The organism is Rhodococcus sp. NPDC058521 (genome assembly GCF_042719695.1).
In the GTDB taxonomy this organism is placed as follows: Bacteria; Actinomycetota; Actinomycetes; order Mycobacteriales; family Mycobacteriaceae; genus Rhodococcus_F.
In genome coordinates, this window is sequence record NZ_JBHXNL010000002.1 from 394353 (window position 1) to 416654 (window position 22302).

The 22302-nt window shown below is 63.1% G+C and carries 24 protein-coding genes and 2 pseudogenes; 7 read left to right on the forward strand and 19 right to left on the reverse strand.

All coding sequences use genetic code 11. The features are described from left to right. Positions 1 to 52: 52 nt before the first annotated feature. The 6 genes from ACFWO3_RS06080 to ACFWO3_RS06105 form a co-directional block, all read right to left on the reverse strand. Complete coding sequence (locus tag ACFWO3_RS06080; protein ID WP_378574831.1) at positions 53 to 1480, reverse strand: amidase; 1428 nt, start codon at positions 1478 to 1480, stop codon at positions 53 to 55. 103 nt (positions 1481 to 1583) lie between these two features. Further along, positions 1584 to 2198, reverse strand: coding sequence for a DNA-3-methyladenine glycosylase I (locus ACFWO3_RS06085; protein WP_378574832.1), 615 nt, complete (start codon positions 2196 to 2198; stop codon positions 1584 to 1586). 40 nt (positions 2199 to 2238) lie between these two features. Continuing rightward, positions 2239 to 2901, reverse strand: coding sequence for an alpha-ketoglutarate-dependent dioxygenase AlkB family protein (locus ACFWO3_RS06090; RefSeq protein ID WP_378574833.1), 663 nt, complete (start codon positions 2899 to 2901; stop codon positions 2239 to 2241). Next, on the reverse strand, positions 2898 to 3629 hold the full coding sequence (locus ACFWO3_RS06095) for a 2OG-Fe(II) oxygenase (RefSeq protein ID WP_378574835.1): 732 nt from the start codon (positions 3627 to 3629) through the stop codon (positions 2898 to 2900). The genes ACFWO3_RS06090 and ACFWO3_RS06095 overlap by 4 nt, the downstream gene beginning before the upstream one ends. Beyond that, positions 3626 to 4237 carry a methylated-DNA--[protein]-cysteine S-methyltransferase gene (locus tag ACFWO3_RS06100; protein WP_378575018.1) on the reverse strand — a complete coding sequence of 204 codons (612 nt, stop codon included), beginning with the start codon at positions 4235 to 4237 and terminating at the stop codon, positions 3626 to 3628. Before ACFWO3_RS06100 ends, ACFWO3_RS06095 begins: the two co-directional genes overlap by 4 nt. After that, positions 4224 to 4736 (reverse strand): RNA polymerase sigma factor, encoded by a 513-nt coding sequence (locus ACFWO3_RS06105; protein ID WP_378575022.1) that lies wholly within the window; start codon positions 4734 to 4736, stop codon positions 4224 to 4226. The genes ACFWO3_RS06100 and ACFWO3_RS06105 overlap by 14 nt, the downstream gene beginning before the upstream one ends. A gap of 417 nt (positions 4737 to 5153) precedes the next feature. On the opposite strand from ACFWO3_RS06105, the gene ACFWO3_RS06110 reads away from it, so the two are divergent. The 3 genes from ACFWO3_RS06110 to ACFWO3_RS06120 all read left to right on the forward strand — a co-directional run bounded on the left by ACFWO3_RS06110 (position 5154) and on the right by ACFWO3_RS06120 (position 7822). Then, positions 5154 to 6560, forward strand: a complete 1407-nt coding sequence (locus ACFWO3_RS06110) for a protein kinase family protein (RefSeq protein WP_378574837.1) — start codon at positions 5154 to 5156, stop codon at positions 6558 to 6560. A gap of 159 nt (positions 6561 to 6719) precedes the next feature. Beyond that, a complete protein-coding gene (locus tag ACFWO3_RS06115; RefSeq protein WP_378575024.1) occupies positions 6720 to 7139 on the forward strand; it encodes a helix-turn-helix domain-containing protein in 420 nt (139 codons plus the stop codon). 197 nt (positions 7140 to 7336) lie between these two features. Continuing rightward, positions 7337 to 7822, forward strand: a complete 486-nt coding sequence (locus tag ACFWO3_RS06120) for a hypothetical protein (RefSeq protein WP_378574839.1) — start codon at positions 7337 to 7339, stop codon at positions 7820 to 7822. 74 nt (positions 7823 to 7896) lie between these two features. Here ACFWO3_RS06120 and ACFWO3_RS06125 read toward each other — a convergent pair whose 3' ends face one another. The 4 genes from ACFWO3_RS06125 to ACFWO3_RS06140 form a co-directional block, all read right to left on the reverse strand. Then, positions 7897 to 8667 (reverse strand): alpha/beta hydrolase, encoded by a 771-nt coding sequence (locus ACFWO3_RS06125; protein ID WP_378574841.1) that lies wholly within the window; start codon positions 8665 to 8667, stop codon positions 7897 to 7899. Between the two features lie 855 nt (positions 8668 to 9522). Continuing rightward, the gene (locus tag ACFWO3_RS06130; RefSeq protein ID WP_378574844.1) at positions 9523 to 10224 is read right to left on the reverse strand and encodes an HAD family hydrolase; all 702 of its coding nucleotides are present in this window, start codon (positions 10222 to 10224) and stop codon (positions 9523 to 9525) included. An 11-nt stretch (positions 10225 to 10235) separates the two neighbouring features. Next, positions 10236 to 10949, reverse strand: coding sequence for a cutinase family protein (locus ACFWO3_RS06135; protein WP_378574847.1), 714 nt, complete (start codon positions 10947 to 10949; stop codon positions 10236 to 10238). Positions 10950 to 11052: 103 nt separating this feature from the next. Beyond that, positions 11053 to 11385: a VOC family protein gene (locus ACFWO3_RS06140; RefSeq protein WP_378574849.1), complete on the reverse strand. Its 333-nt coding sequence runs from the start codon at positions 11383 to 11385 to the stop codon at positions 11053 to 11055. A 111-nt stretch (positions 11386 to 11496) separates the two neighbouring features. On the opposite strand from ACFWO3_RS06140, the pseudogene ACFWO3_RS06145 reads away from it, so the two are divergent. Both ACFWO3_RS06145 and ACFWO3_RS06150 read left to right on the forward strand, forming a co-directional pair. After that, positions 11497 to 11781, forward strand: a pseudogene (locus ACFWO3_RS06145) (dienelactone hydrolase family protein); the annotation flags it as partial. Further along, positions 11775 to 12269: a dienelactone hydrolase family protein gene (locus ACFWO3_RS06150; protein ID WP_378575026.1), complete on the forward strand. Its 495-nt coding sequence runs from the start codon at positions 11775 to 11777 to the stop codon at positions 12267 to 12269. The pseudogene ACFWO3_RS06145 and the gene ACFWO3_RS06150, both read left to right, overlap by 7 nt. A 15-nt stretch (positions 12270 to 12284) precedes the next feature. Here ACFWO3_RS06150 and ACFWO3_RS06155 read toward each other — a convergent pair whose 3' ends face one another. Continuing rightward, entirely contained in the window at positions 12285 to 12788 is a 504-nt protein-coding gene (locus ACFWO3_RS06155) for a DinB family protein (RefSeq protein ID WP_378574851.1), read from the reverse strand. A gap of 188 nt (positions 12789 to 12976) precedes the next feature. Then, complete coding sequence (locus ACFWO3_RS06160) at positions 12977 to 13453, reverse strand: GNAT family N-acetyltransferase (RefSeq protein WP_378574853.1); 477 nt, start codon at positions 13451 to 13453, stop codon at positions 12977 to 12979. A 637-nt stretch (positions 13454 to 14090) separates the two neighbouring features. Here ACFWO3_RS06160 and ACFWO3_RS06165 point away from each other — a divergent pair. Beyond that, on the forward strand, positions 14091 to 14468 hold the full coding sequence (locus ACFWO3_RS06165) for a hypothetical protein (protein ID WP_378574855.1): 378 nt from the start codon (positions 14091 to 14093) through the stop codon (positions 14466 to 14468). Positions 14469 to 15423: 955 nt separating this feature from the next. Here the strand turns inward: ACFWO3_RS06165 and ACFWO3_RS06170 are convergent. The 3 genes and pseudogenes from ACFWO3_RS06170 to ACFWO3_RS06180 form a co-directional block, all read right to left on the reverse strand. Then, positions 15424 to 15807, reverse strand: coding sequence for an integrase core domain-containing protein (locus tag ACFWO3_RS06170; protein WP_378574859.1), 384 nt, complete (start codon positions 15805 to 15807; stop codon positions 15424 to 15426). A gap of 41 nt (positions 15808 to 15848) precedes the next feature. Beyond that, positions 15849 to 15947 (reverse strand): annotated as a pseudogene (locus tag ACFWO3_RS06175) (hypothetical protein); the annotation flags it as partial. Positions 15948 to 16242: 295 nt separating this feature from the next. Continuing rightward, positions 16243 to 16614 carry an IS3 family transposase gene (locus ACFWO3_RS06180; protein WP_378574861.1) on the reverse strand — a complete coding sequence of 124 codons (372 nt, stop codon included), beginning with the start codon at positions 16612 to 16614 and terminating at the stop codon, positions 16243 to 16245. Between the two features lie 340 nt (positions 16615 to 16954). On the opposite strand from ACFWO3_RS06180, the gene ACFWO3_RS06185 reads away from it, so the two are divergent. After that, positions 16955 to 17608, forward strand: a complete 654-nt coding sequence (locus ACFWO3_RS06185) for a cutinase family protein (RefSeq protein ID WP_378575028.1) — start codon at positions 16955 to 16957, stop codon at positions 17606 to 17608. Between the two features lie 209 nt (positions 17609 to 17817). On the opposite strand, the gene ACFWO3_RS06190 is transcribed toward ACFWO3_RS06185, so the two are convergent. From ACFWO3_RS06190 to rpsR, 4 genes are all read right to left on the reverse strand, one after another. Then, entirely contained in the window at positions 17818 to 18042 is a 225-nt protein-coding gene (locus ACFWO3_RS06190) for a DUF6527 family protein (RefSeq protein WP_378575031.1), read from the reverse strand. 344 nt (positions 18043 to 18386) lie between these two features. Beyond that, the gene (gene dnaB, locus ACFWO3_RS06195) at positions 18387 to 21026 is read right to left on the reverse strand and encodes a replicative DNA helicase (RefSeq protein WP_378574864.1); all 2640 of its coding nucleotides are present in this window, start codon (positions 21024 to 21026) and stop codon (positions 18387 to 18389) included. Positions 21027 to 21579: 553 nt separating this feature from the next. Further along, complete coding sequence (gene rplI / locus ACFWO3_RS06200; protein WP_378574867.1) at positions 21580 to 22035, reverse strand: 50S ribosomal protein L9; 456 nt, start codon at positions 22033 to 22035, stop codon at positions 21580 to 21582. A gap of 17 nt (positions 22036 to 22052) precedes the next feature. Beyond that, positions 22053 to 22295, reverse strand: a complete 243-nt coding sequence (gene rpsR / locus ACFWO3_RS06205; protein WP_378574870.1) for a 30S ribosomal protein S18 — start codon at positions 22293 to 22295, stop codon at positions 22053 to 22055. Positions 22296 to 22302: the final 7 nt, after the last annotated feature.

Sequence of the window (22302 nt, forward strand, 5' to 3'; positions counted from 1 at the left end):
TGCGGGTGATTGTGCGCCGACACCGGGACCTTGCCGCAAGGCCCCCACCCCGCTATATAGTTGAAGGGGAAGGGGCGGTGATCTGCGGAAACGGCGATTGCGCCTCGAATTGGTATCCCAGATCCAGCAGTGTTCGTTCATCACCTGCGCGTGCGATCAGCTGGATCGCACCCGGCAGTCCACTCGACAGGTGCCCGTGTGGCAGCGATATTGCAGGACCGCCACCGACGTTGTTGATCGGCGTGAATCCCACGTAATCGACGAGGGTGGCGAAAAGCTGCTCGAACGGCTGCGCGGGATTGTGTTCTCCCAGCAGGGGAGTCGGTTGCGCTAGCACAGGCGTGAGCAGGACGTCCACGTTCTCGAACTGTTCTTCGTATGTTTGCGTTGCGCCGCGCAACCGACGAATCGCCGAAACCAGCCCCACGGGTTTGCGTAATACGTTCTGCGCCAACCCCTTCGTGAACGGGTCGAGGCGACTCGGATGAAAATGCCGCCCGTGGTCAAGTTTGAAGGATGCCGACATCGCAATGGCGAACATGGACCAGTAAAGCTTGAAGTCGTCGACGAGACGCTGATCGAACTCGACGTGATATTCCGAGACCTCGTGCCCCATGGCAGCGAATACGTCTGCGGCAGAATCGGTCACGGCCGCAATCTCGGGGTGGGTGGGAAACCCTCTGAGATCGAGCCGAACCACTCCGATCCGGAGCAGACGGTCGGACGGACCTTCGACGAGGCCGATCGGCTTCATGGTCTCGTTGGGGCGGTAGCGCTCGGCCGCCGCGAAGTAGTGAGCGGTGTCGCGCACTGTCCGGGTGACAGCGCCTTCGCTCACTAGATTCACCGGTAGCCGGCGCACCCCCGGCTGGTCGAGCATCCGGCATCGAGTGGGCTTCAGACCGACCAGGCCGTTCACTGCGGCAGGGATCCTGATCGAGCCGCCACCGTCGTTGGCGTGGGCGATCGGCACGACCCCGGCTGCCACGAGGGCAGCCGAGCCACCGGAAGAAGCACCGGCGGAGTACTCGGTGTTCCAGGGGTTCCGAGTAGGTGGACGGTCGACGAACTCGGTGCTGGCAGTGAGCCCGAACTCGGGCAGAGTCGACTTGCCGAGCAGGGCAAACCCCGGCGACAGGAACTGTTCGGCCGGGCCGGAACTCTTCTTCGCCGGATGCGGATCGAAGGCAGCCGATCCGTGGCACGTCGGCAGCCCGACGACATCGGCGTTGTCCTTGACGAAGGTGGGAACCCCGGCGAACGCACCGCCACGCGGGCGTTCGGCTTCCGCCAATGCCTGCTCGTAGCACTCGAACTGAACCGCATCGAGCGCACTGACAGCGCGAGCGCGGGCTATCGCCGCTTCCACGACCTCACGCCGCCCCAGGTGCCCGTCTCGAATCTGCGCAGACAACGCTACAGCGTCGAGATCGCCTATTACGTCGTCGGTGAATGCATGTACGCGCTGTTCGACAGCCATGTCTCCCTCTCCGTGGACTGCCCCGGCACCCCCGTACCGCGAGCCTTTCGGCCACGTTACTGCGCGGGCAGACGTCCGGGGAATGATCGGACGGGAGGTTCTCTCAGCGAGGCCAGACTCCCGAGGTTCCGCGTCGGTGCGAGGCCAGCAGGTGGGTGTCGACGATCCCGATCGCCTCCATCAGCGCGAACATCGTCGTCGGCCCGACGAACGCGAACCCCTCCTTGCGGAGCGCCTTCGCAAGCGCAATCGATTCCGGCGACTTCGTCGGGATCTCGGCAAGGAGCGTCGGCTCGGGAGTGCGATCCGGGCGAAACGACCAGACGAAGTCGACGAGACCGCCCTTCTCGCGGAGCGCGACGGTGGCGCGAGCATTCGTGATCGCGGCGGCAATCTTCGCGCGATTGCGGACGATCCCGGCATCCGACATGAGCCGATCGTGATCGGCCTCGGCGTAGTCCGCGACCTTCTCGGGGTCGAAACCGTCGAATGCCGCCCGGAATGCGGGCCGTTTACGCAGGATGGTCGCCCACGACAGTCCCGCCTGGAACGCTTCGAGCGTGATGCGTTCGTACATGCCGCATTCGTCGCGTACCGGCATTCCCCACTCGGTGTCGTAGTAGTCCCGCAGCAGAGGATCGGTTGCCGCCCACGCCGGCCTGATCAATCCGTCCTCGCAACGCACCGCGTCGGTACCGTTCCGATCGTCCACGGTCATTCGATGAAAGCCTTCCGGTCGCTGTGGTGGTTCACCCGTCTCACGTCAGTCCGGTCTCTCGCATGGTGATGTTGATCCGTCCGGAGTCGAGACCGCAACCTGCAGGCGCCGTCCCCGGCTGCACTCCGAGGACACCGTGAAAGGCGAACCGCGCGGGCCCACCGAAGACGAACAGGTCACCGGACACCAAAGCTACGTCACGATACGGCTTGTTGCGATTCTCGTTGTTCCCGAACCGAAATCGGCACGTGTCGCCGATCGACAGGGATACGACCGGTGCGCCGGAATGCTCGTCCTTGTCCTGGTGCATGCCCATCCGGGCTTCCGCGTCGTAATAGTTCACCAGGACCGCATCCGGTGTGTAGGAGTCGGCCGCGCGATGCCCCGTGTCCGCGAGGGCGCGTCGGCCGAGACGCACCATCCAGTCCGGAACCGGTAGTACCAGTGCACCGTTGACGTCGACCGCGGTCCGCGTGTATTCGTACGGACGCCAATGCCAGCCAAGACAGACCGTCTTCACGGACATCTCGTGCCCACGAACCTTCGCTCCGCGCAACGGCACCGGGCCGGACGCCCACTCCTCGAAGCGGTCGACGATCCACTGTTGCTGTCGAACCGCCAGCCATCCGGTCACCAGGAATGCTCCCGGCGCGACCTCTTGCGGAGGACGAGGCAGGGCGTCGTCACCGAACAGTGTCGTCATACGGCATCGTGAAAGACGAGACCCAAAGTGTGGCGCTCGCCGCTTCGAACCGTCGAAACACCGTGTCGCATGGCAGCAACCGACCACCCACGCGCGGACTTCACGGGCCGATCCCGAGTGGTGAACAGGTACCCGTGGCCCCTCGGGACGGTGAAGGAACTGCCGCGGGACTGCGCGCGGGGGCGTTGCTCGACGAGCAGGAACTCTCCGCCGGTGTGGTCGATGCCCGGATCGTTGAGGTTGATCACCACTTGCAGCGGGAAGACGAGATCGCCGTACAGGTCCCGGTGCAAGGCATTCCAGTCTCCGGCACCGTATCGGAGCAGGATCGCTGTCGATTTACGCTGACCTGCCTCGTGGCACTGGTCGCGCCACTCGTCGAGGGTGTCCGGCCAGGGCGCGGTTCGTCCGAGGCGACTCCACCAATCCCGGGCGATCGGCAGCAGGTGCGGATACAGCGCCTGCTCGAGACGCTCGACCGGTTCCGGATACGGCGAATGGAAGTACTTGTACTCGCCCTGCCCGAATCGGTGTCGCGCCATGTCTATGGTGCTGCGGAACAGCCGGTCGTCGACATAGAGAGTGCGGATGTCCTGCGTCTCCTCGTCCGAGAGCAAGCGCGGTAGCAAGGCACCGCCCATGTCGTCGATCTCGGCCGTGATGCCTCCCCAGTCCGCGGAGTCCACGCGTCGACGCCAGGGGTCGACAAACTGTTCGTACGTAGTCATTTCGACGTCTCCAATTGCAACAGAGCGGTTTTGGCCTGTAGGCCGCCGATATATCCGCCGAGGGTGCCGTCGCTGCGCAGCACCCGGTGGCATGGAACCACCACCGGGAGTGGATTGGTCGCGCACGCCGTGCCGACTGCTCGCACCGCTCGGGGATTGCCTACGGATTCGGCAACCTCCTTGTACGTGGCAGTCGACCCGTAACCGATGTGCGGCAGGTAGTGCTGCACCACCTGCCGGAACCCGGCGGAGAGGCTGTAGTCCAACGGCAAGTCGAACGTTCTGCGGGCGCCGGAAAAGTACTCGTCCAACTGTCGCGCGGTGCCGTCCAGGCGACCGGGCGCGCGCAGTAACCGCGGACTGACCTTCTCCGCGAGGGCTTCGAGGACCCGATCGAAGTCCTCACGCTGGAACGCGACGCGAACCAGTCCGCTCGTCGTCGACGCCAGGAGCAAGGTTCCGACCGGAGAATCCACGGTTCGGTAAGCGATGTCGATCAACCCGTCCGCCTGCGCTCGGTGTTCGAGTTGTTCGTGCAGACGTGCCAGCGCATCGGGCGTGACCGGAAACAGTGCAGCCACATCGTCTTCGCGCTCAGTGCTGTTCATCGCGTTCATGGATGTCTCTCTTCCTTTGCGTTCCCGGCTCGAAGCTCGCTCGCAACTTGTCGATTCCGTCTGCGGCCGCTCTTCGAACCGCCGACGGGGTGCTACCCGTCAGTTCGGCTGTCTCGACGTGCGATACACCTCCGAAGTAGTGGTAGGCGACCGCGAGCCGTTGACGCTCGGGAAGCGCCGACACCCGGTCCCACAAATCGCTGTCCTCGACGAGCGTGACCGAGTGATCGGCGACGTCGGGGAGCGTCTCGGTGGGAATCGGCGACCTTCCGCGTGCACGGGTGACGTCGATGGCCTTCCGCTTCGCCACCCGCACGAGCCACGCCTGGACGTTCGTGTCGTCTGCCAGCACATCCCACGACCGCAGGGCGGCGAGAAACGTTTCCGACCAGGCATCATCCGCGTCGGGCCCCGAACCGAGCACCGCACGACACACTCGCAGCACGGTTGCGCCGTGCTGCTCGACAGCCCGCTCGAACGGAATCTTCACAGTCATCGAAGAGTAGACGTGTGGGAGCGCCCGAATGTGAGGTCGCAGTACCGGCGATGTAGTCCGGCCAGCGCAACGTCTGCAATGATCGTGCAACACGCATTCGTGAGGGGGAGGAACAATGCGCGACAAACTGGGCAGGGCGCTGAAGAACATCGATCAGAACTCCATTCCGACCGACCGGAACGGCGCCATCGTTCTCGGCCCGAACACCCGACCTTCGACGCGATAGGGGATCACCATCATGCTCTACCCACCCGAGGTATACGACCTCGTCAACTCGATCATGAACTTCCTTCCGATCGGCACGACAGACTGGCTCAGCCGAGTGCTGCCCAGCTGAACCTCGTCACCAACACGGACGCCTGCCGACGGTGAAACTGGCCATCTCTCGCCAGAAACTGGAAGATGGCTGAGATGACTGATTCGACGCATGGAGACGAAGAGCATGGCGGCGCGCAACCGTCGCGACCAGCGCCCGGTGCGATGATCGGTGCTGGTCGCTACCGGCTACTCACGTCAAAGGGCGCGGCGAAAGGCTTCCAGTTCTGGTGTGCGTTCGATTCGACTCTCGAGCGTGAAGTTGCGCTCACGATCGTTCCCGCAGGTCCGGACCAGGCTTCGGTGCTGGAACGGACCTTGCGTCTCGGTCAGGTCGACAGTCCGGGACTGGCGCGAATCCTCGACGTTACCACGACCGGTAATGCAGACGGAATCGTGGTTGCGGAGTGGACGCCAGGCTGGTCCCTGCGCGAAGTCGCCGAGTCGTCACCCGCCGTATCAGCCGACGCCGTCCGGGCGCTGGCATCCGCGGCCGAACTCGCACACAGAGGTCAGGGTGCGCTGTCGATCGATCACCCGGACCGGATCCGAATCAACAGGGCCGGCGACGCCGTACTCGCCTTCCCCGCCGTGCCCGCCGATGCGGACCCGGGAGCGGACGTGCAGGGCTTGGGTGCGGTTCTGTATGCGCTTCTGACCGGAACGTGGGCACTGAGCGGGGAAACCGCGCGCACCGCCGGCAGCAATGTGGAAACGGTCGGTGGACTGCCGGTTGCACCCCGCGATCCCGCGGGTGCACCTCTGGCCCCGAATGCTCTCCGACCCGAAATCGATCATTCGGTATCGATCCTGGCCGTTCGCGCTCTCGACCGAGGGGAGCAGGGGCTACGCACCGCGGGGAGCGTCGTTCACGTGATCGATCAGGGCCCCGGCGCTCGGCCGATTCCCGAAGCTGCCGATGAGCCCGCTGCTGCCGAACCGGGCCGGGACCGGCGGTGGAAGTTCGCGGCGATCGGTGCGGGAGTTCTTGCGGCTGTACTCCTGATCTGGGGACTCGCCGGGGTGATCAGCGGGGGCGGTGAGTTGAAGACCAACACGCCCGAGATCAGTAACCCTCCCGCCTCCGGCGCAACGTCGACAAGCTCTTCCGCAGCGTCGCCGAGCGCTGCCGCCTCGAGCACGGCCCCCTCGACGACCAGCCCGGAGCCCACCACGCAGGACGAGGCGACCCCTCCGCCCGCCGCCGAGGAACCGCCGGTCGAGCAGGCGCCACCACCCGCGCCGGCACCGCCGCCGGCACCTGCTCCCGCTCCCGGCGCGCCTGACGTTCTGCCCTGCTACCCGGGCTACAGTCACCAGCCGGCGCCGGACGGCCCCTGCCTACCGGAGGGCGGTCCCCCTGCGCCTGCGCCTGCGCCTGCGCCGGCGCCCGCACCGGCGGAGGCGCCACCCCCGCCCGCGGCGGACGACCCGTACTCGCTGCCGTGCTACCCGGGCTACTACCACGACCCCTCACGCGGCGGGCAGTGCTGGGCCAACTAGCTCTGTTACATGAGCCGTTTCAGTTGCCACGCAAGGTTCCCCACCCCTGTGAGTGGTTGAGGAGTCCCTGGACTCGTCAACCACTCACAGGGGATCGGCGTACGAACAGCGCGGCTGCCAGGTGTGCTTCGTGGTCGTCGTCTGTAACAGGATCTGACACTGTCCACGCTCGCACGACAGACCGGTCTCTCCCAGTCGTTCTCGAGTCAGCTCGAGAGCGGGCTCACCAGTTCGGGCCTGAGGTCGTTGCAGAAGATCGCAGATGCGCTTGGCATCAGCGCCACTTCGCTGCTTGCCGAAGCAGGTACCTACCAGGTGCCTGTTTCACGAGCAGACGATCGTTCGATGGGCATATCGGCAGATGCCGACGGTCGAGCGCGATCGCTCGTCCGGGGGAATCGTTTGTTGAAGGGGCTCGAGTTCAGCGGGATGGCCCGCGACGATCGCGAGTTCACGCACGAGAGCGACGAACTGCTTTATGTAGTAACGGGTTCGGCATTGATGACACTGCGAGCGTCCCGTGCAAGTGGTCCGAGGAACTCGAGGCGGGAGACTCCCTCTATGTCGATGCGCACGTGAAACACCGTTGGCGTGCATGCACTCCCGACACACGTGTCGTCGTCTTCGGCGTCTCGGAGACTGCGACCCTTCGTCGGTCGTCGCGCAAGTACTGAAAATCAGATTGAACGTGAAACGATCGTTTTGCTCGGTAACGATAACGGCTACGTTGACGATGCTCGACACAGGCAAATCCACATGACGAAGGGTGTAGCAATATGCAGTTGGTCAACAGGACTTCCGTGCGTTCGTTCGCCATTGCGGCAGGGATCGCGATCGGCATTGCTGGATCGGCGGGCATCGCCAATGCGGCTCCGGCAGAGGAACCCATCCCCGGCGGCAACTCGAGCTTGGAGTCGTCGTCGACGACCGTCTTCCAGACTCCGGTATTCCTGCGGTACGTGGACGACCTGGCGCCGACGACGGCATTCGTACACCCGGCGGCCGGTCCGTCCGACAAAGAGGGCACCACGACCTTGACCGTCTCCGATCCGATTGCCAGCCTGTTCGCCACCGCACCGCAGATCCACGTGAACTGGCGCAACCTCAGCACCGGAGCCAGCGGAGTGGCGACACTCGAATCGGACAAGGCGCGCACCGAACCCGTGGACGTCGAAACCGGCAGCGGCAGAATTGTCGCCACCGTTACCGCAGACAACGACAACACGATCGTGCCGGGCTTCGGTACGTTCTCCGTCGACTGACCCCTGTGAGTGGTTGACGGGCCCCTGGACTCGTCAACCACTCACGGGGGTTGTGTCGCCGCCCGCAGGTCAGGTCACGCAGTCGGCGGCTGTCCTACGAGGTGCCGGGAAAGGAACCTGGCCGAGTTGTCACGTTCGTGTTCGGGTATCGCATAGTCCCTACCCGAGTACACGTGCAGCGCCTTCTCCTTCGAGGCGAAGGCGTCGAACAGTGCGATACCGGCATCTCGTTCGAATTCGTCTCCGTCCCAAGGCATGCGGCACTCGACCGGCACTGTCACCTTTCGCGCCGAGTCGATCAGAGAATCGTTCACGAACACTCCACCGAGACTCAGCGCGGCGATACGAGAGTCCGCTGCTGCCAACGCGATCCCGGTCACGACGCCCAGCGTCACACCGCCGTAGCCGACCTTGGTGTCGACGCCGATCTCGGGCATCGCCTGCAATGCGTCGAGCGTCGTCTGCCATTCCGGCACCGCACGCTCGGCGACCGACAAGCTGTAGTCGATGACGATGGGGGCAATAGGCTCGCGGGCCGACCGTGCCTGATGGATGGCATCGGCCCAATATTGATCCTGCTGGTTTCGCGTCCGGTCGCCGTGCCCGGGTGCATCGATTGCAGCAACGGTGAACCCGTATGTCGCAACGCACTGCGTCGCGTTGGCCACCAATCCGGGAGCCTTCTTGTGCATGCCGCCGGCATGCCCCGACAGTAGGAGCGGCGCGCCGATGGGTCGAGAATCCGGCAGCCACAGCACGCCAGTGATGTCGCCCAGGGTGAATGTGCGCTCGATGACGCCGCTCGGCAGCGTGCCGGAAGTGGTGGTTTCAGAAGTGAATTGCATGATGTCGCCTTTCGGGAGTGCCTGGTTTCGAGGCGCTCCCGGCGACACCTATGTTGTTCGCCGAACCGTGAACACGAGTGGGAGCACCCACATACGTACTGCGTTCATGGGTCTCACCTCCTGGCGTGAAGTCACGGTCCGCACACGCTAACGCTCGATCCGAGAGCGAGTCCAATCATTTTCCCGACCAAAGGGCAAATGCACACCGATGTGCGACGTCGGGTAATGAGAAACCGACGCACCCGCGATGTCGAGGGCAAGTCGATAACACGCAAGTCCGTATCCGTCGCCGCTACCGGTCTCATGGGGCTGCGTTGTTCGTGGCCGCACCGAGCTTCGCCAATGCAGCCCCGCCGATTATTGCCGGCTCGACTGGCCCAACGTAGAGCCGAGATCGTGCGTTCAGAACGATGTCAGCCTGCCTCCCGTCCTGACACTGGGCAACGGGATCTGCGCCGGAATCCAATCCGTCGGTAAACCGCATTCGACGGGCCTCTATGGGACCACTCCGACGTTCGGGCGCGGTCCATTCCATTGAACTGCGGATCTCGCAGGGCTTCTCACCACTCGGCGATTGGGCACCGACCATCCGCGCTTACGACGTCACCACGATCATCGGCTGGAAGAACCTCGACACGGGTCAGTCGGGATCGGTGAACCAGTTCGTCCCCGCCGGCAACAACGGCACACGTCCCGCATACGACCTACGTGGGTACGGGCCCAGGACGAGTTCAGCTCACCGTTCGCCCGAGCATCCCTGTCTCCACCGAGGTCTTCGTTCCCTGATCGAGCCGCGCCCGGGGCAGGTTTCCCGTCCCGGGCGCTCGAAGTGAGACGCGTCGTCCAGCACCTGCGTCAGTCCTTCGACCCAGGTCGCCGATCCTGCTTCCCGAGTGCACCGATGGGCGACGACTCGATGTGATCACGCAGCTCGATGGCATCCGCGTACACGGCGACAGCTCCCGCCTCGATGAGTCGATTGCTGCCGATCCCACCGCTGAGCATTCCTATCGTCGGTACCCCGGCGCGCTTCGCCGCGATCGCGTCCCACACCCCGTCACCGACCATCACCGCGCGACCCGCCGGGACGCCCGCCTTCTTCAAGGCCGCTTCGACCAGTGACGGGTCCGGCTTCTCCTGCTCGACGTCGGCACTCGAGGTCGATGCATGGATATGTTCGTCCACGTCGAGGATCGACCGCAGCACCTCGAACTCGTCGGATCCCGCCGACGACGCGAGCACCACCCGCAGGCCACGATCGTGGACAGCGCGGACGAGGTCTCGCGCACCCGGCACCACCTGCAGGGACTCCGAGTACTCACCGAAGTACAACGAGTGCAGACGCTTGGCCTCATCCATGTCTTCGTCCGACGGATCGCCGAGAAGCTCCTGCACCAGCAAGGTGCCGCCCATGCCGATACATTCGTGAATCCGCCTCGCCTGCACCGCTTCTCCGATGTCATGGAATGCCCGCTGCCACGCCACCACATGCTGGTAGTTGGAATCGACGAGCGTCCCGTCCACGTCGAACAGGACCGCACTGGAGGGGCTCGTCATCGCTCCCACACCTACAGACGGCTCAATGCGTATTGTGCGCCCTCCACCGTCATTCCGTTGACTGCATACAACACGTGCAGCGCGTTGGGCTGAGCAAGTGGCTGTCCGTCGCAGATGTTGTCGAACGGGATGCAATAGTCCACGGTCTTCGGTGCATACGCCGCATCGACGGTGAGGGGCGGAACTCCCGCGTCTTGCATGAAGCGAGCGGACGGCTTTCCGAAATTGACGACGGCGACGATATTGTCGGCAGCTTCGGGCGGCAACAACGCAGGAAGATTGTTCCGATATTCGGGCGGAATGATCTCCGGGACACTGGGCAGCGTGGCGTACCAGTTCACGACGGCCCCCTGCGAGTATCCACCCATCACAATCTTCGTACCCGGGCAGTTCGCAGCAACGTCCTGAATGTGCGCGCGGGCGTCGCGGATGCCGTCCACGACATTGTCGGCGAAGGCGGCGTGGTTGCCGAAATCGGCACTGGCCGGATAACCGACGGCATGAGAGCTCACCGACTTACCCCCGCCCAGCGCTCGCAACGCCTCCACGAATGTCGTGCCGGTGCCGCCCAGGCCGGCCGGCTCGGCGGTGCCGCGGGCGAACACCACGTCGATATCGGCACACGGTGCGGGAGCCGCAGCTGCCGATGGCGCGGACAGCGACAACGGCGCCGCAACGGCCACCAGTGCAGCACCCAGGGACGCCGCGACAATTCGGAGCTTCATCCTGTGACCGTAGCGTGGGCGATGCCCTTCGCGAGCCGGTTTCGCAGCGACGCCTCGAAGCGGCGATCGTGGTTCGACCGACGTTCAGGTCGACAGGGTGGGCTCAGACACCCGCGAACACCACGCGGTTGCCGTCGGGGTCTGCGAGTTGCAGTATTCGTGCCCCACCGCCGGGCTGCGGACCGTCGTGTTCGATTCCCACAGCAGTGAGACGCGTGGCGGTGTGGTCGATGTCGGTTTCTTTCAGCACGACGCAGGAGCGACCCGCGCGATCCGGCTCCTCCCACACCTGCACTCCGAAGGCGTCGCCGAGGTGCCATTCCAGGAGGCCGGGCATCGGCTTGGCGTCCGCGGGACGTTCGAACACTTGCCGATACCACTCCTCGGCGCGATCCAGGTCGGTAACAGTGCACTGGGCAAGAACTCCGCGGATCATGGTTCCACCTCCGGGTGATTGCGTCATGCAAGCACTTCGAGTGAACCACAACCGATGTCACTCTGCAACCAGTAGTGCCGTTACCCGTCCGAAGTACTACCGTGTGAAGCAATGACTACAGGTGCCACGACGCAAAGCAGATCGATCGGTGTGCACACATCCGACGGTGTTGCCGACTCATATCTCACCTACCCGGACGACGGCGTCCCACACCCTGGCGTACTGGTGCTTCAAGACGGGTTCGGTGTGCGACCCAGCCTGCGCTCACTGGCCGATCACATTGCCGCCCAGGGGTATACCGTCCTGCTCCCGAACGCCTACTACCGGCACGGCCGCGCCCCCGTGGTCGAACTTCCGGACTTCATCGACCCTTCCGGCCGGCCGGAATTATTCGAGCGAGTCGTTCCCATGATCCGCGAGCTCACACCCGAGCTCCTACGGGCCGACGTCGGCGCCTACCTCGAGTACCTCACCACGTCTCCCGAGGTGAGGTCACCGAAGGAAAAGTCGACCTCACCGGCTACTGCATGGGTGCGCGCCTGGCCGTCCTTGCCGCCGGGATGTTCCCCGATCGCATCGGGGCCGTGGGCGGCTTCCACGGCGGACCGCTCGTGACGGACAGTCCCGACGGCCCGCACTTGGCAGCCGAAAACATCACGGCTGAAATCTATTTCGCCCATGCCGGCAAGGATGCCCACATGACCCCGGAACATGTCGCCCAGTTCGACAAAGCACTGGACGACGCCTCCGTGCGCCACCGCACCGAGACCTACGAGGGTGTCGAACACGGCTTCACCCAATCGGACACCGCCGCCTACGACGCCGCAGCAGACGCCCGTCACTACCGGGAACTGCTGGCGCTGTTCGACCGCAACCTGCGCTAGGAGCAGGTCGGGAGGCTACCGTCGGCTGTCGCGCCCGGTCGGCTCGTCGATCTGCTCCCGGAGAATATCGCCGTGACCTGCGTGCCTGGCGAACTCCTGAATCATGAGAAGCAGCGTCCACCGCATGCTGACCAACCCTTCGCCTGGAATCTCGACTGTGTCGTCGAGTTGGAACCGGGACGCGATCTCACGTGAACGTTGGCTGGCACGCTCGAACTCGGTGATGACGTCCTCCAGGGATTCATCAGCAGAGACCGAAAAGGTGCCTTCGTCTCGGCGCGAGTATCCATCGCATTCGGATTCTGTGAGCCCACCCCAAAAACGCTGGAACCAGATCCTTTCCGCGGCGGCCGCATGCTTGATCAGGGAGATCGGTGTCGTCAGGGATGCGACACGGCGTTGGCGAGCCGCGCTCTCGGACAGTCCACTTGCGGTCTGGATCAGTGCTTTGCGGTTGTGGTCGAGCATGTTCTCCACCATCACACGCTCAGCACCCACGGTAATCATGTTGGTGTTCATCAGGTTTGACCCTTTCATTCTGGCGCACTTGATCCGGGCACAGGGTGACCCTTGCGAGGGAATCAATGCCGGCATCAGAGATGCCACGAGGAAGGCCTGCGGAAGCAACCGCGGCGAGACAGGAGAAGCTGTCTCCGCTCAGCGTATCGGCAATCCCGGGGCGAAAGCCAGAGAAATGGGTTACGAATTCACGCACCGGTACCAGAATCGCTGTGGCGCTCGACCTCGGCAGGACCAGCCATCAAGTACACATCAACTGGGTCTTCGTGGTCGAGTGTGAATCCGTGACGTTCGTACAGACGGCGCGCCGCGCTGCCCTGCAGTACGTTCAGCCGAAAAGGTCTGACACCATCGCACTCTCGCAACACGTGTGCGAGAACGTCACGACCGATGCCCCGTCCTTGATACGACGGGGCGAGGTAGAAGTGCTCGAGCCATAGAGCATCCGACTCGGGCCGAACGGCAACAAGACCGACGTCGAGGCCGTCGGCAACGATGACACGGGTATGAGCGGGAACGAATGCGTCGAGGAAGCGCCGACGAACCCGAACCTGGTCGTAACGGCCCAACCTTTCGAGGTCGTGGCGCATCACTTCTGCACGCAACTCCGACATCCAATGCGCATCGGCTCGGTCGCTCGCCCTGAATTTCCACGCCACTGCCATCGAGTTGACAGCGTACGTCCCGAGCGTGCGCGACGAACCACCTTGCCCTAATCCGGCCCGCAAACCCCATCTACCGGGTCCGGGTGTGCGATCGTGAACACTGAAGCCGAATCGAAAACGCGGAGCGATCGCTGGCTCGATAGGTTTGACCATTGGTTTCGGGCTGGTGTGGGTGACCAGTGGATCGTTCGGTACAGCATTGTTGACCGTGTTGGTCGGCACTGCATTTGGCGGCTTGGCACTGTCGGTTACGGGCCCGGATACTTCGCGCCGTGGATGAGTGCGGTTTCTCTAGAACTCTTACGTTCATCCCCCCCCGCGAACGGCGCCTCGGACTCCAGCAACTGCTGAGTGGACCTTGATGTGGTGTGACGGTTCCGCCAATGTTCATACATGCTGAAATCGCTGCTCCGGTCGATTGCCCATCTCCTGTGGCCACCGCCGGGCCAGACGGATCCAACCCGCCAGACTGGTTGGCCACACCGAAAAGCTGCCGGAGAAGCCTCCTTGTACGAGTAGTAGCGCGCTCACGACGTTCCGGCACCACTCGCCACCGCTCTCGTTGTCGTAACGACTGCGGGATTGCGCCCGATTATCGATGAACGAACGGTCACGTCAGCGACTCGGGAGAATACGCATGAATCGAACGAAACGAACAGCGATCATCGCCGCAAGGGCAACCGTCGCTGCTGCGACCGTGCTCGGCTTCAGCGCGGTAATCGGCCCAGGAACAGCTCGAGCCGCACCACAGGATTGCTCGATCACCCGCGACCTCGTCAGTGCGACGGCGACCTGCCACGACTTCGGAGCTCCCCCTCGCCGGGAGTACACCGTGGTCACCGAGTGTTTCGGACTGCATTTCGTTCCGAACATGTTCCCCATCGTGGCGGTCGGCCCTTACCGAGGGACGTGGGGCGGTTCCTTCAGCCCGGACAGGCAGGGTTCGTCCACCTGCCTCGGCGGGGCAGGCGTGGGGACCCTCACCGACGCCTACGTTTCCGTGTACGTCGAGTAATCGCGCGTCCGCAGCCCTGGGGTGCGAGGCGGGGGTCGAACAGTTCGATTCCTTCACGAACCGAACAGGGGAGCACGTATGAAGAAGGTCGTTGCGGCAGGATTGATCGCGGGGGCCAGCATGATCGGGGTCGGGCCGACGACTCGAAGCGGGACCCGAACAGCAGGTACGAACTCTGGGTGAGTGGGTCCCGTTGGGAAAGCTCGCATCTGGAGCGAGGATCGCCGTAGCACGGCACCTACCCGAACCCGCGCAACCGATTCCCGTGGATGATCCCGAGCTGATACTGCTCGCCCGCATGATCGACGATGGCTCCTGCATACGGAGACAACCAATCCGGTATGCCAGCATCGACGGAGCCGACCTAGCTGCGGTTGCATTGGCTGCCAAGCCTTTCGGGGTCGAGGCGGTCCGTGACGAGTATGCCGCAGCACGGTGCATCACATTTTGCGGCTGCGAGCACCGTACCGATTGACCCACGGAACGCGTAACCCATCGCGTCGTGGCTGGACAATCTTGGATTGTTCAGACTCAGAAGCTATGAAAAGTTCATTCCAGCACCAGTATTCAAGGCATCCCATTCTCAGAACGCTCTCCTTTCTTCACCACTTATGGACGACCGACGGGTCTGCGATCAGAGACTTGCAGAACTGGCGACCAACCACGCCTATTGGGACTAGGACGTCTAAGTTTCCGTGGATACTCCGACTCGACTGTTGACACCGAGGATTGTCGGCGCCGAGGGATGCTTCGTCAACGGAATCGCAGTGCGCGCACTGCCACCCGGAGACAACGTCACCAGGTAGGTGTAGGTTCCGCTTCTCGGTGTCATGTCCCGATCGACCTACCTGCAGGATTCCGGACGTGTCATATTCGGCATTTTGCTTAGGGTGTCATCTCTTGCTGACGTGAATGCGCTTGCCAGAGCCCAATGTGTGAACGAAATCCCACAAGCTCAGCAAGTTGACGGATTATGGTCACCTTCATGCGACCGGCACCGTCGGGTGCGGATCAGAACCTTGCGGCGGATCCGATCGCCCGGGTCAGCCGACAACGGGCCCTGACCCCGGATGTTGGACACGGGGGAATTCTGGCTACGCGGCCGCATTGAGGTTACCGGTGGTGAGGCTGTCCTCGGAGGAGGCGGGGCTGACGTACCGGCAGTACGAGTGGCGACGACGGTGTTGTAGCGCGTGAGCCACCGGAACACCTCGCGTCGACACTCACCGCCGTTGGTCCACCTGTTCCGGTCCTGCAGAGTTTCGCATTTGAGGGCGGCGTTGAACGATTCGGCCAACGCATTATCTGCACTCGTGCCAACCGCACCATCGATTGCCACACTCCGAACTGCTCACACAGCGACGCGAAATCCTCTGATGTATAAACTGATCCGTGATCGATGTGGAAGATCGCGCCACCGAGGCCACCCCGCGACAGACGAGCAGCTGTGAGGGCGTCCGCAACGAGTTCGGTGCGCATGTGGTCAGTGATCGCTAGCCCACCACCCGCCGTGAACTGCAGTCGATAACGGTCGCCAGGTACAGGTTGCCACCGAACTCCAACGGCAGATAGGTGATGTCGCCGACGTGATCGCACACAGGTACATATCACCTTCCCCGAAGGTCAGATAGGTGATGTCCGAGGTCCAGACCGCATCGAGGCGGCCCTGATCGAACCGGCGTAGCACCAGGTCGTCCGGGAACGAGGCGAACGGATCGACCACGGTGGTCCGCACATTGAAGGTGCGAGGGCTGATGCCGACGACGCCGAGCGATCACATGATCTTCGCGACCGTTTTCTCGGTAATGACCTCGCCGCCAGCACGTAGTTCAGCCGTGATCCGAGGCGCACCGTAGACACTGTTGGACACCTTGCGGATCTCACTTATCTTCATTTCCAGATCCGCACGCCGCTGCCGAGGCTTGTTCAATTGTGTTCGCACACTGCGTCCTTGATGCTTGTAGAAACCGGAGCGCGAGATGTCGAGCAGCCTGGCCATCCGGTGGATTTCGTAGGTCGCGCACTCTGCGGCCATCAACGAGTAGCGCTCTACTTTTGTTGATTCGCCGCAAAGTTCCCCCAAGATCATCCGGTGGGCGGCCTCGACCTTGTACTCGGTCGTGAACGACCTGCGTTTGCGGGACATGGGGACATCCATCCAGCGGAACCTTCGATCCCGCTATCTCGGTGTCCACCATCCGGGGGAACCTCATTTGACACACTTCGTGGTAGGCGGACACGCATCCGCGCAAGATCAACCCGAGCGAGCTGCCGTTGGCCGCAATCCATCCGGGCGGCTCTGGGCTCCGAATGTCAGGAGACACCGGTGTGCACCTGCACTCTGCGTAACCTTAGGAGTCGCCTCAATGGGGAAGAACCGATCCGTCAACGCTCAGCTGGTGGCGTGGCACTCGAAATCGGCAGTGGCGCAATGTGCCCTGCGTTCGATCGCTGGATTCTTCGTCGCCGCAGTCGTCGCAACAGCGATGCAGTTCTGCCTACCGACACAGGCTGCATCAGCATCACCGTGCCCTGACATCGAAGTGATGTTCGCTCGCGGTACCGGTGAAGCACCCGGTCTCGGCGTCACAGGAACCTCGTTCGTCGAAGCCCTGCGTGTGCGGGCGGATGGCAAGTCAGTGGGGTCTTATGCTGTGGACTATCCGGCGAGCAACGACTTCCTCAACCCGGTGCCGTTCGCCCGGACAGTCATGGACGGGGTCAGGGACTCGCGATCGCACGTGGAGTTCATGGCGACACACTGTCCCGGCACCAGGATCGTGCTGGGCGGATATTCACAGGGTGGCGCGGTAGCGGGCTTCACGACCATGGGCGCAATCCCTCCCTCACCGAACCCGGGCTACGCGTGGAGCGCGCCCGCGCCGATGCCGGCCGAGGTAGCCGGCCACGTCGCTGCCGTTGTCCTTTTCGGCACGCCTTCGGATCGATGGCAGAGTGGCATCGGAGCGCCGCCCATCGTCCTCGGACCGGCCTACGCAGCCAAGAGCACTTGGCTATGCGTTCCCGGTGACACCATCTGCAACGGCGCAGGTGCCGGCCTGCCTAACGCGCAGCACACGCTCTACTCGGTCAACGGGATGGCCGATCAAGCCGCAGGATTCGTGACCAGTCGACTGTAGAAACTCGAGTCGCCTCGGAAACTGCCCCAACAACGGAGGCTGCGGCGTTCAGCCGACACGCCGCAGCAAAATCTCACGGACGCGAGAATATGACACGAGCGATGAGAACCTACGGCAGCATCTCTGGGCTCTCGATTTCGATGACATCTCACACCTCGCTGAACAGTGCGGACGTCAACGTCGCAATTGGTTGCGAGCGGCGGCTCGTCTCAGGTATGGACCGAATCCCCAGCGGGGCAAAGCAACCTACAAGGTTGGCCCGGCATGCTCCAACTCCCGATTGACGGCCGCGACGAGGCCGTGCCGTCGAAGGTCAGCACCCACTGTCTCGACGATAAGGGGGTCACGACTTCGCGCCTGCACCCGCGCGAAGAGATGCGCGGCGGTCGAGAATCGAGGCGATATGTAGGGGCATCCAGGTTCCGAGTGCTCAGGAAACGAGGAGAGGGGGTGGGGGTGTCCCTATGTTGGTGTCAACCCGCTCGGGGACGCCACTGGTGTGCGGTCTGGTAGGGGCTGGAATAGTCGACGCGCATGGAATCCGTTGGAAGCTGTCGGGTGGGGACGCCCGTGAGTTGCTGACGTTGTAGCGGGCTGCGTATGTGACTGAGGCGCAGGCCGACGACGACGTGAATCTTCCGCCGTTGATGCAATCCCTCGATGAGTTGGTGGGCGAGCTGGCGTAGCCCGCGAGGCAGGTGAAAGAAGTCATACCGAACCTGGCGACCATGGCCCCGCGGTGGGGGCCTACGAAGAAGGTAACGGGCTCGCTCGAGCCCTATCCTCGTGCCATGTCCACGAACTTGGACAGGTGAAGCTGGTGCGCCACAGTGATTGTCGCGGTTGGACCGTTACGATGCTTCCCGAGAATGAGGTCGGCTTCGCCACCGCGAGGGTCGTCCCGCTCGAAGGCATCAGGCCGATGCAGCAGGATCACCATATCCGCGTCCTGCTCGAGCGATCCCGATTCACGAAGGTCGGAAACCATGGGCTTCTTGTCCGTTCGCTGTTCGGGACCACGGTTGAGCTGGCAGATCGCGACCACGGGAACCTCGAGCTCTTTCGCCAAAAGCTTGAGGCTGCGCGAGAACTCGGAGACTTCTTGCTGACGTGACTCGACTTTCTTGCCGGACGTCATGAGCTGTAGGTAGTCGACGATAATGAGTTTGATGTCATGCTTCTGCTTCAAACGCCTTGCCTTGGCACGGATTTCCATCATCGTGAGATTGGGGGAGTCGTCGACGAACAGCGGCGCCTCGCTGATCTCACTCATACGGCGCGCCAGCTTGGTCCAGTCGTCGTCGGTCATCTTGCCGGAGCGCATGTCGCCGAGCTTGATCTTCGCCTCCGCCGACAATAGACGCATCACGATCTCGGTCTTACTCATCTCCAGTGAGAAAATGACGCTCGACATACCGTGCGTGATGGAGCACGACCGCAGGAAGTCCATGCCGAGCGTGGAATTATGGGTCGGCACCATCGACGCGCCTGCCAAATACAAGTGGGCCGGGTTATCGACCTCGACACAACGAACCGGAACACTGTCGATCTTGCGAACGTCGACGATGTATCGCGAACCCGAACGCGCTGTGCTGTGGCTTGCGCGACGCTCTTTGTGCAGCAGCGCCTTACGTTGGAGACCGAACACCTCATCGTCCGTCGCGAAGGTCAGGGTATACGCCGTTGACGACGCCTCGGTCCGGCCCTTGACCCGCTTCGTACTCATCTGGCAGCGGTAGCCCAGGCTGACGATCAATTCTTGCACGTCCCGGACTAGTCGTGGACTGGTCACGGAAAACTGCGCCGAGCCACCGTTGGTGACCGTTCCGTCTGTGTCGAGAAGTCCGGCCAGCAGTGCTCTGCGCTGCTGTTCCGAGGCCCGGAGGTACGTCGTTGGAATGTGCTTGTTCCCGAGCACTCCGAGCGTACGTAGCCGTGCTTGAACTGTGCCGACCTCGTTGCGGCACGCTTGGCACATCTTCAGGCCGATCGACGGCTGACCGCAGCGCGAGCAGGTGGGCGCAGGCACCGGGTCGGAGACGAACCGCGCCTTGCCTCCGCAAGACTGTCCACATGTACGAACCTGGCTGGTGAACGGAATGAACTCCTTGCCGCACACAACGCATTCCCTTGGAGCGGTCGGCGCATCCGGCGTCAGCTGCAAGCTGTAGCGCAACGCCGCTGATTTCGACGGAACCGCGACCAACCCCTCGGACTCGATTCGCATGACGATCTCTGGGTCAGCGGAGGTGAGATGTGAGGTGGCGGACGTCCCATCCCCGAGCCACGCCCCGAAGGTGTAGGGCGGAATCAGGAGATCCTGCTCCGGCAAATCCAGCGGCAGCGCATTGGTGACGGAATGATTGACTCGTGCATCGGCTGTGGGACAGCGGAGAGTCTCCCTGATCTCCGCTGTCGTCCGCACGTCGGCGAACGTCTTCTGGTTCTTGTACCTGTTGTAGCCGGCTGCGGCCTGCTGTGCAGACCGGCGTGACGCACGGGTCTCCGTCAGCCACTGGTGCTGTTCGTCGGCGACAATGACGGTGCCGTCCGAGAACTCCACCTCGTAGCAGGGGCGCCCCTCCATCACCTCGGTCGCCGCAACGACGCGGGTGGGCTTGCCGTCGGCGTCGATGAGGTGGTCGCCGACCTGGACCGCATGCATGGTTGTCCACCCGGTCGGCGTGGCCAAGGGTGTGTTCAACGCCAGCGCCTTGCCCACACCAGGTCTCGCCGCAACGATGATCATCTGGCCTGGGTGGAGGCCGTTGGTGATCTCGTCCAGATCCTTGAATCCGGTGGGCACACCGAGTGAGATGCCGCCGCGGCTGGCGATGGAGTCGATCTCGTCCATCGTGGGCTGCAGCAGTTCTTCGAGAGGCACGAAGTCTTCTGTGGTGCGGCGTTCGGTGACCTCGAATATCTCCGCCTGCGCACGGTCGACCACCTCGGCGACGTCCTGGCCGTCCGAGCCGGTGTAGCCGTACTGCACGATGCGGGTACCCGCGTCCACCAGACGACGCAGAACGGACTTCTCCGCCACGATCTCGGCGTAGTAACCGGCATTGGCCGCCGTGGGCACCGTCTGCGTGAGCGTGACCAGATACGGGGCGCCACCGATCCGACGCAACTCACCACGGCGGTCCAACTCCGCAGACACCGTCACCGGGTCGGCGGGCTCGCCACGACTGTAGAGATCGAGAATCGCGTCGTACACCGACTGGTGCGCCGGCCGATAGAAGTCCCCGGGCCGCAGAACCTCGAGGACGTCTGCGATGGCGTCCTTGCTCAACAGCATGCCGCCCAGAACCGACTGCTCTGCGGCCATGTCCTGGGGTGGCTGGCGGCCGAACTCCTCGTTCGGTTCCTCGGGCGGACCCGGGTAGTCGGACCGTCCCCGATCGTCTACAACAGCCACTCGCCCGACCTTCCCCGTCGATGTTGCACGCCACCGAATGTGCTCATCCGATGGTTGCCACCACACACGTTCTACGCCGACCCACCGACAACGATTCCAGCCTTCCCACAGCCGTCCTCGAACCATCGGCAAGACACGCCGGGACGACGTTAGGGATTTGCTGCGGGCCGATCAAACCGGCTTGTGCACACAGTTGTGGACAGATTGTGGAAACTGCTGGGTAGCTTTGTTAACCCCATGGGGACAACCTGAGGATAAGTAGACATCACACCCCAGTAATACCAGGTCATCGCGTATTTACTATGTTCAAACATTGTGGATGACCACACCGTCGGCGTGTCTCTCGTGTTGACAACTCGGGCGTGTTGAGTAAATGGCGCATGAATGGCGATATGATGCAGCTCACAAGTCCTCGAGAGGTCCGTTAACTTCCAGACACACCTGGGAGCGGGGACGGCTGTGCGCATTTCGCGCCTATCGGAACCACCCACGGACACGAAAAGGTCCCCACCCGCACAGCGCGTGGGGACCTTTTACGAACGTGCGTCGAAGACTAGCTCGCGACGACGTCCAGGTGGAACTTCGCAACCACATCGGGGTGCAGGTTCACGACGATGGCGTGCTTGCCGGTCGACTTGATGTGAGCCTTGGGCAGCTCGATGTTGCGCTTGTCGAGCACCGGGCCACCGGCAGCCTTGATTGCGCCTGCGACGTCGGCGGCCGTGACCGAACCGAACAGCTTGCCCGAATCGCCGGCGGACTTGACCGACAGCGACACCGACTCGAGGCCCTCGATGGCCTGCTTCAGCTCGTTGGCGTGCTCGAGGCCGCGAACCGCGCGAGCCTCCTGGGCACGACGGATGCCCTCGACCTGCTTCTGTGCGCCACGGGTGGCAACGATCGCCAGTCCACGGGGCAGCAGGAAGTTACGGCCGTAGCCGTCCTTGACCTCAACGGTGTCGCCAGGCGCACCGAGGTTGTCCACTGCAGCGGTGAGAATGAGCTTCATGTCTTCCCTCCCTTTCCTTAGCGAGCCACTGAGGCGTAAGGAAGCAGGGCAACCTCACGCGAGTTCTTGACGGCCATGGCCACGTCGCGCTGGTGCTGGACGCAGTTGCCGGTGACACGACGGGCGCGGATCTTGCCGCGGTCGCTGACGTACTTACGCAGCAGCGTCGTGTCCTTGTAGTTGATCTGCGTGTTCTTCTCTTTGCAGAAGGTGCAGACCTTCTTCTTCAGTACCTTGTCGCGCAAGGGCGGCTTCGGCATTTCTTTG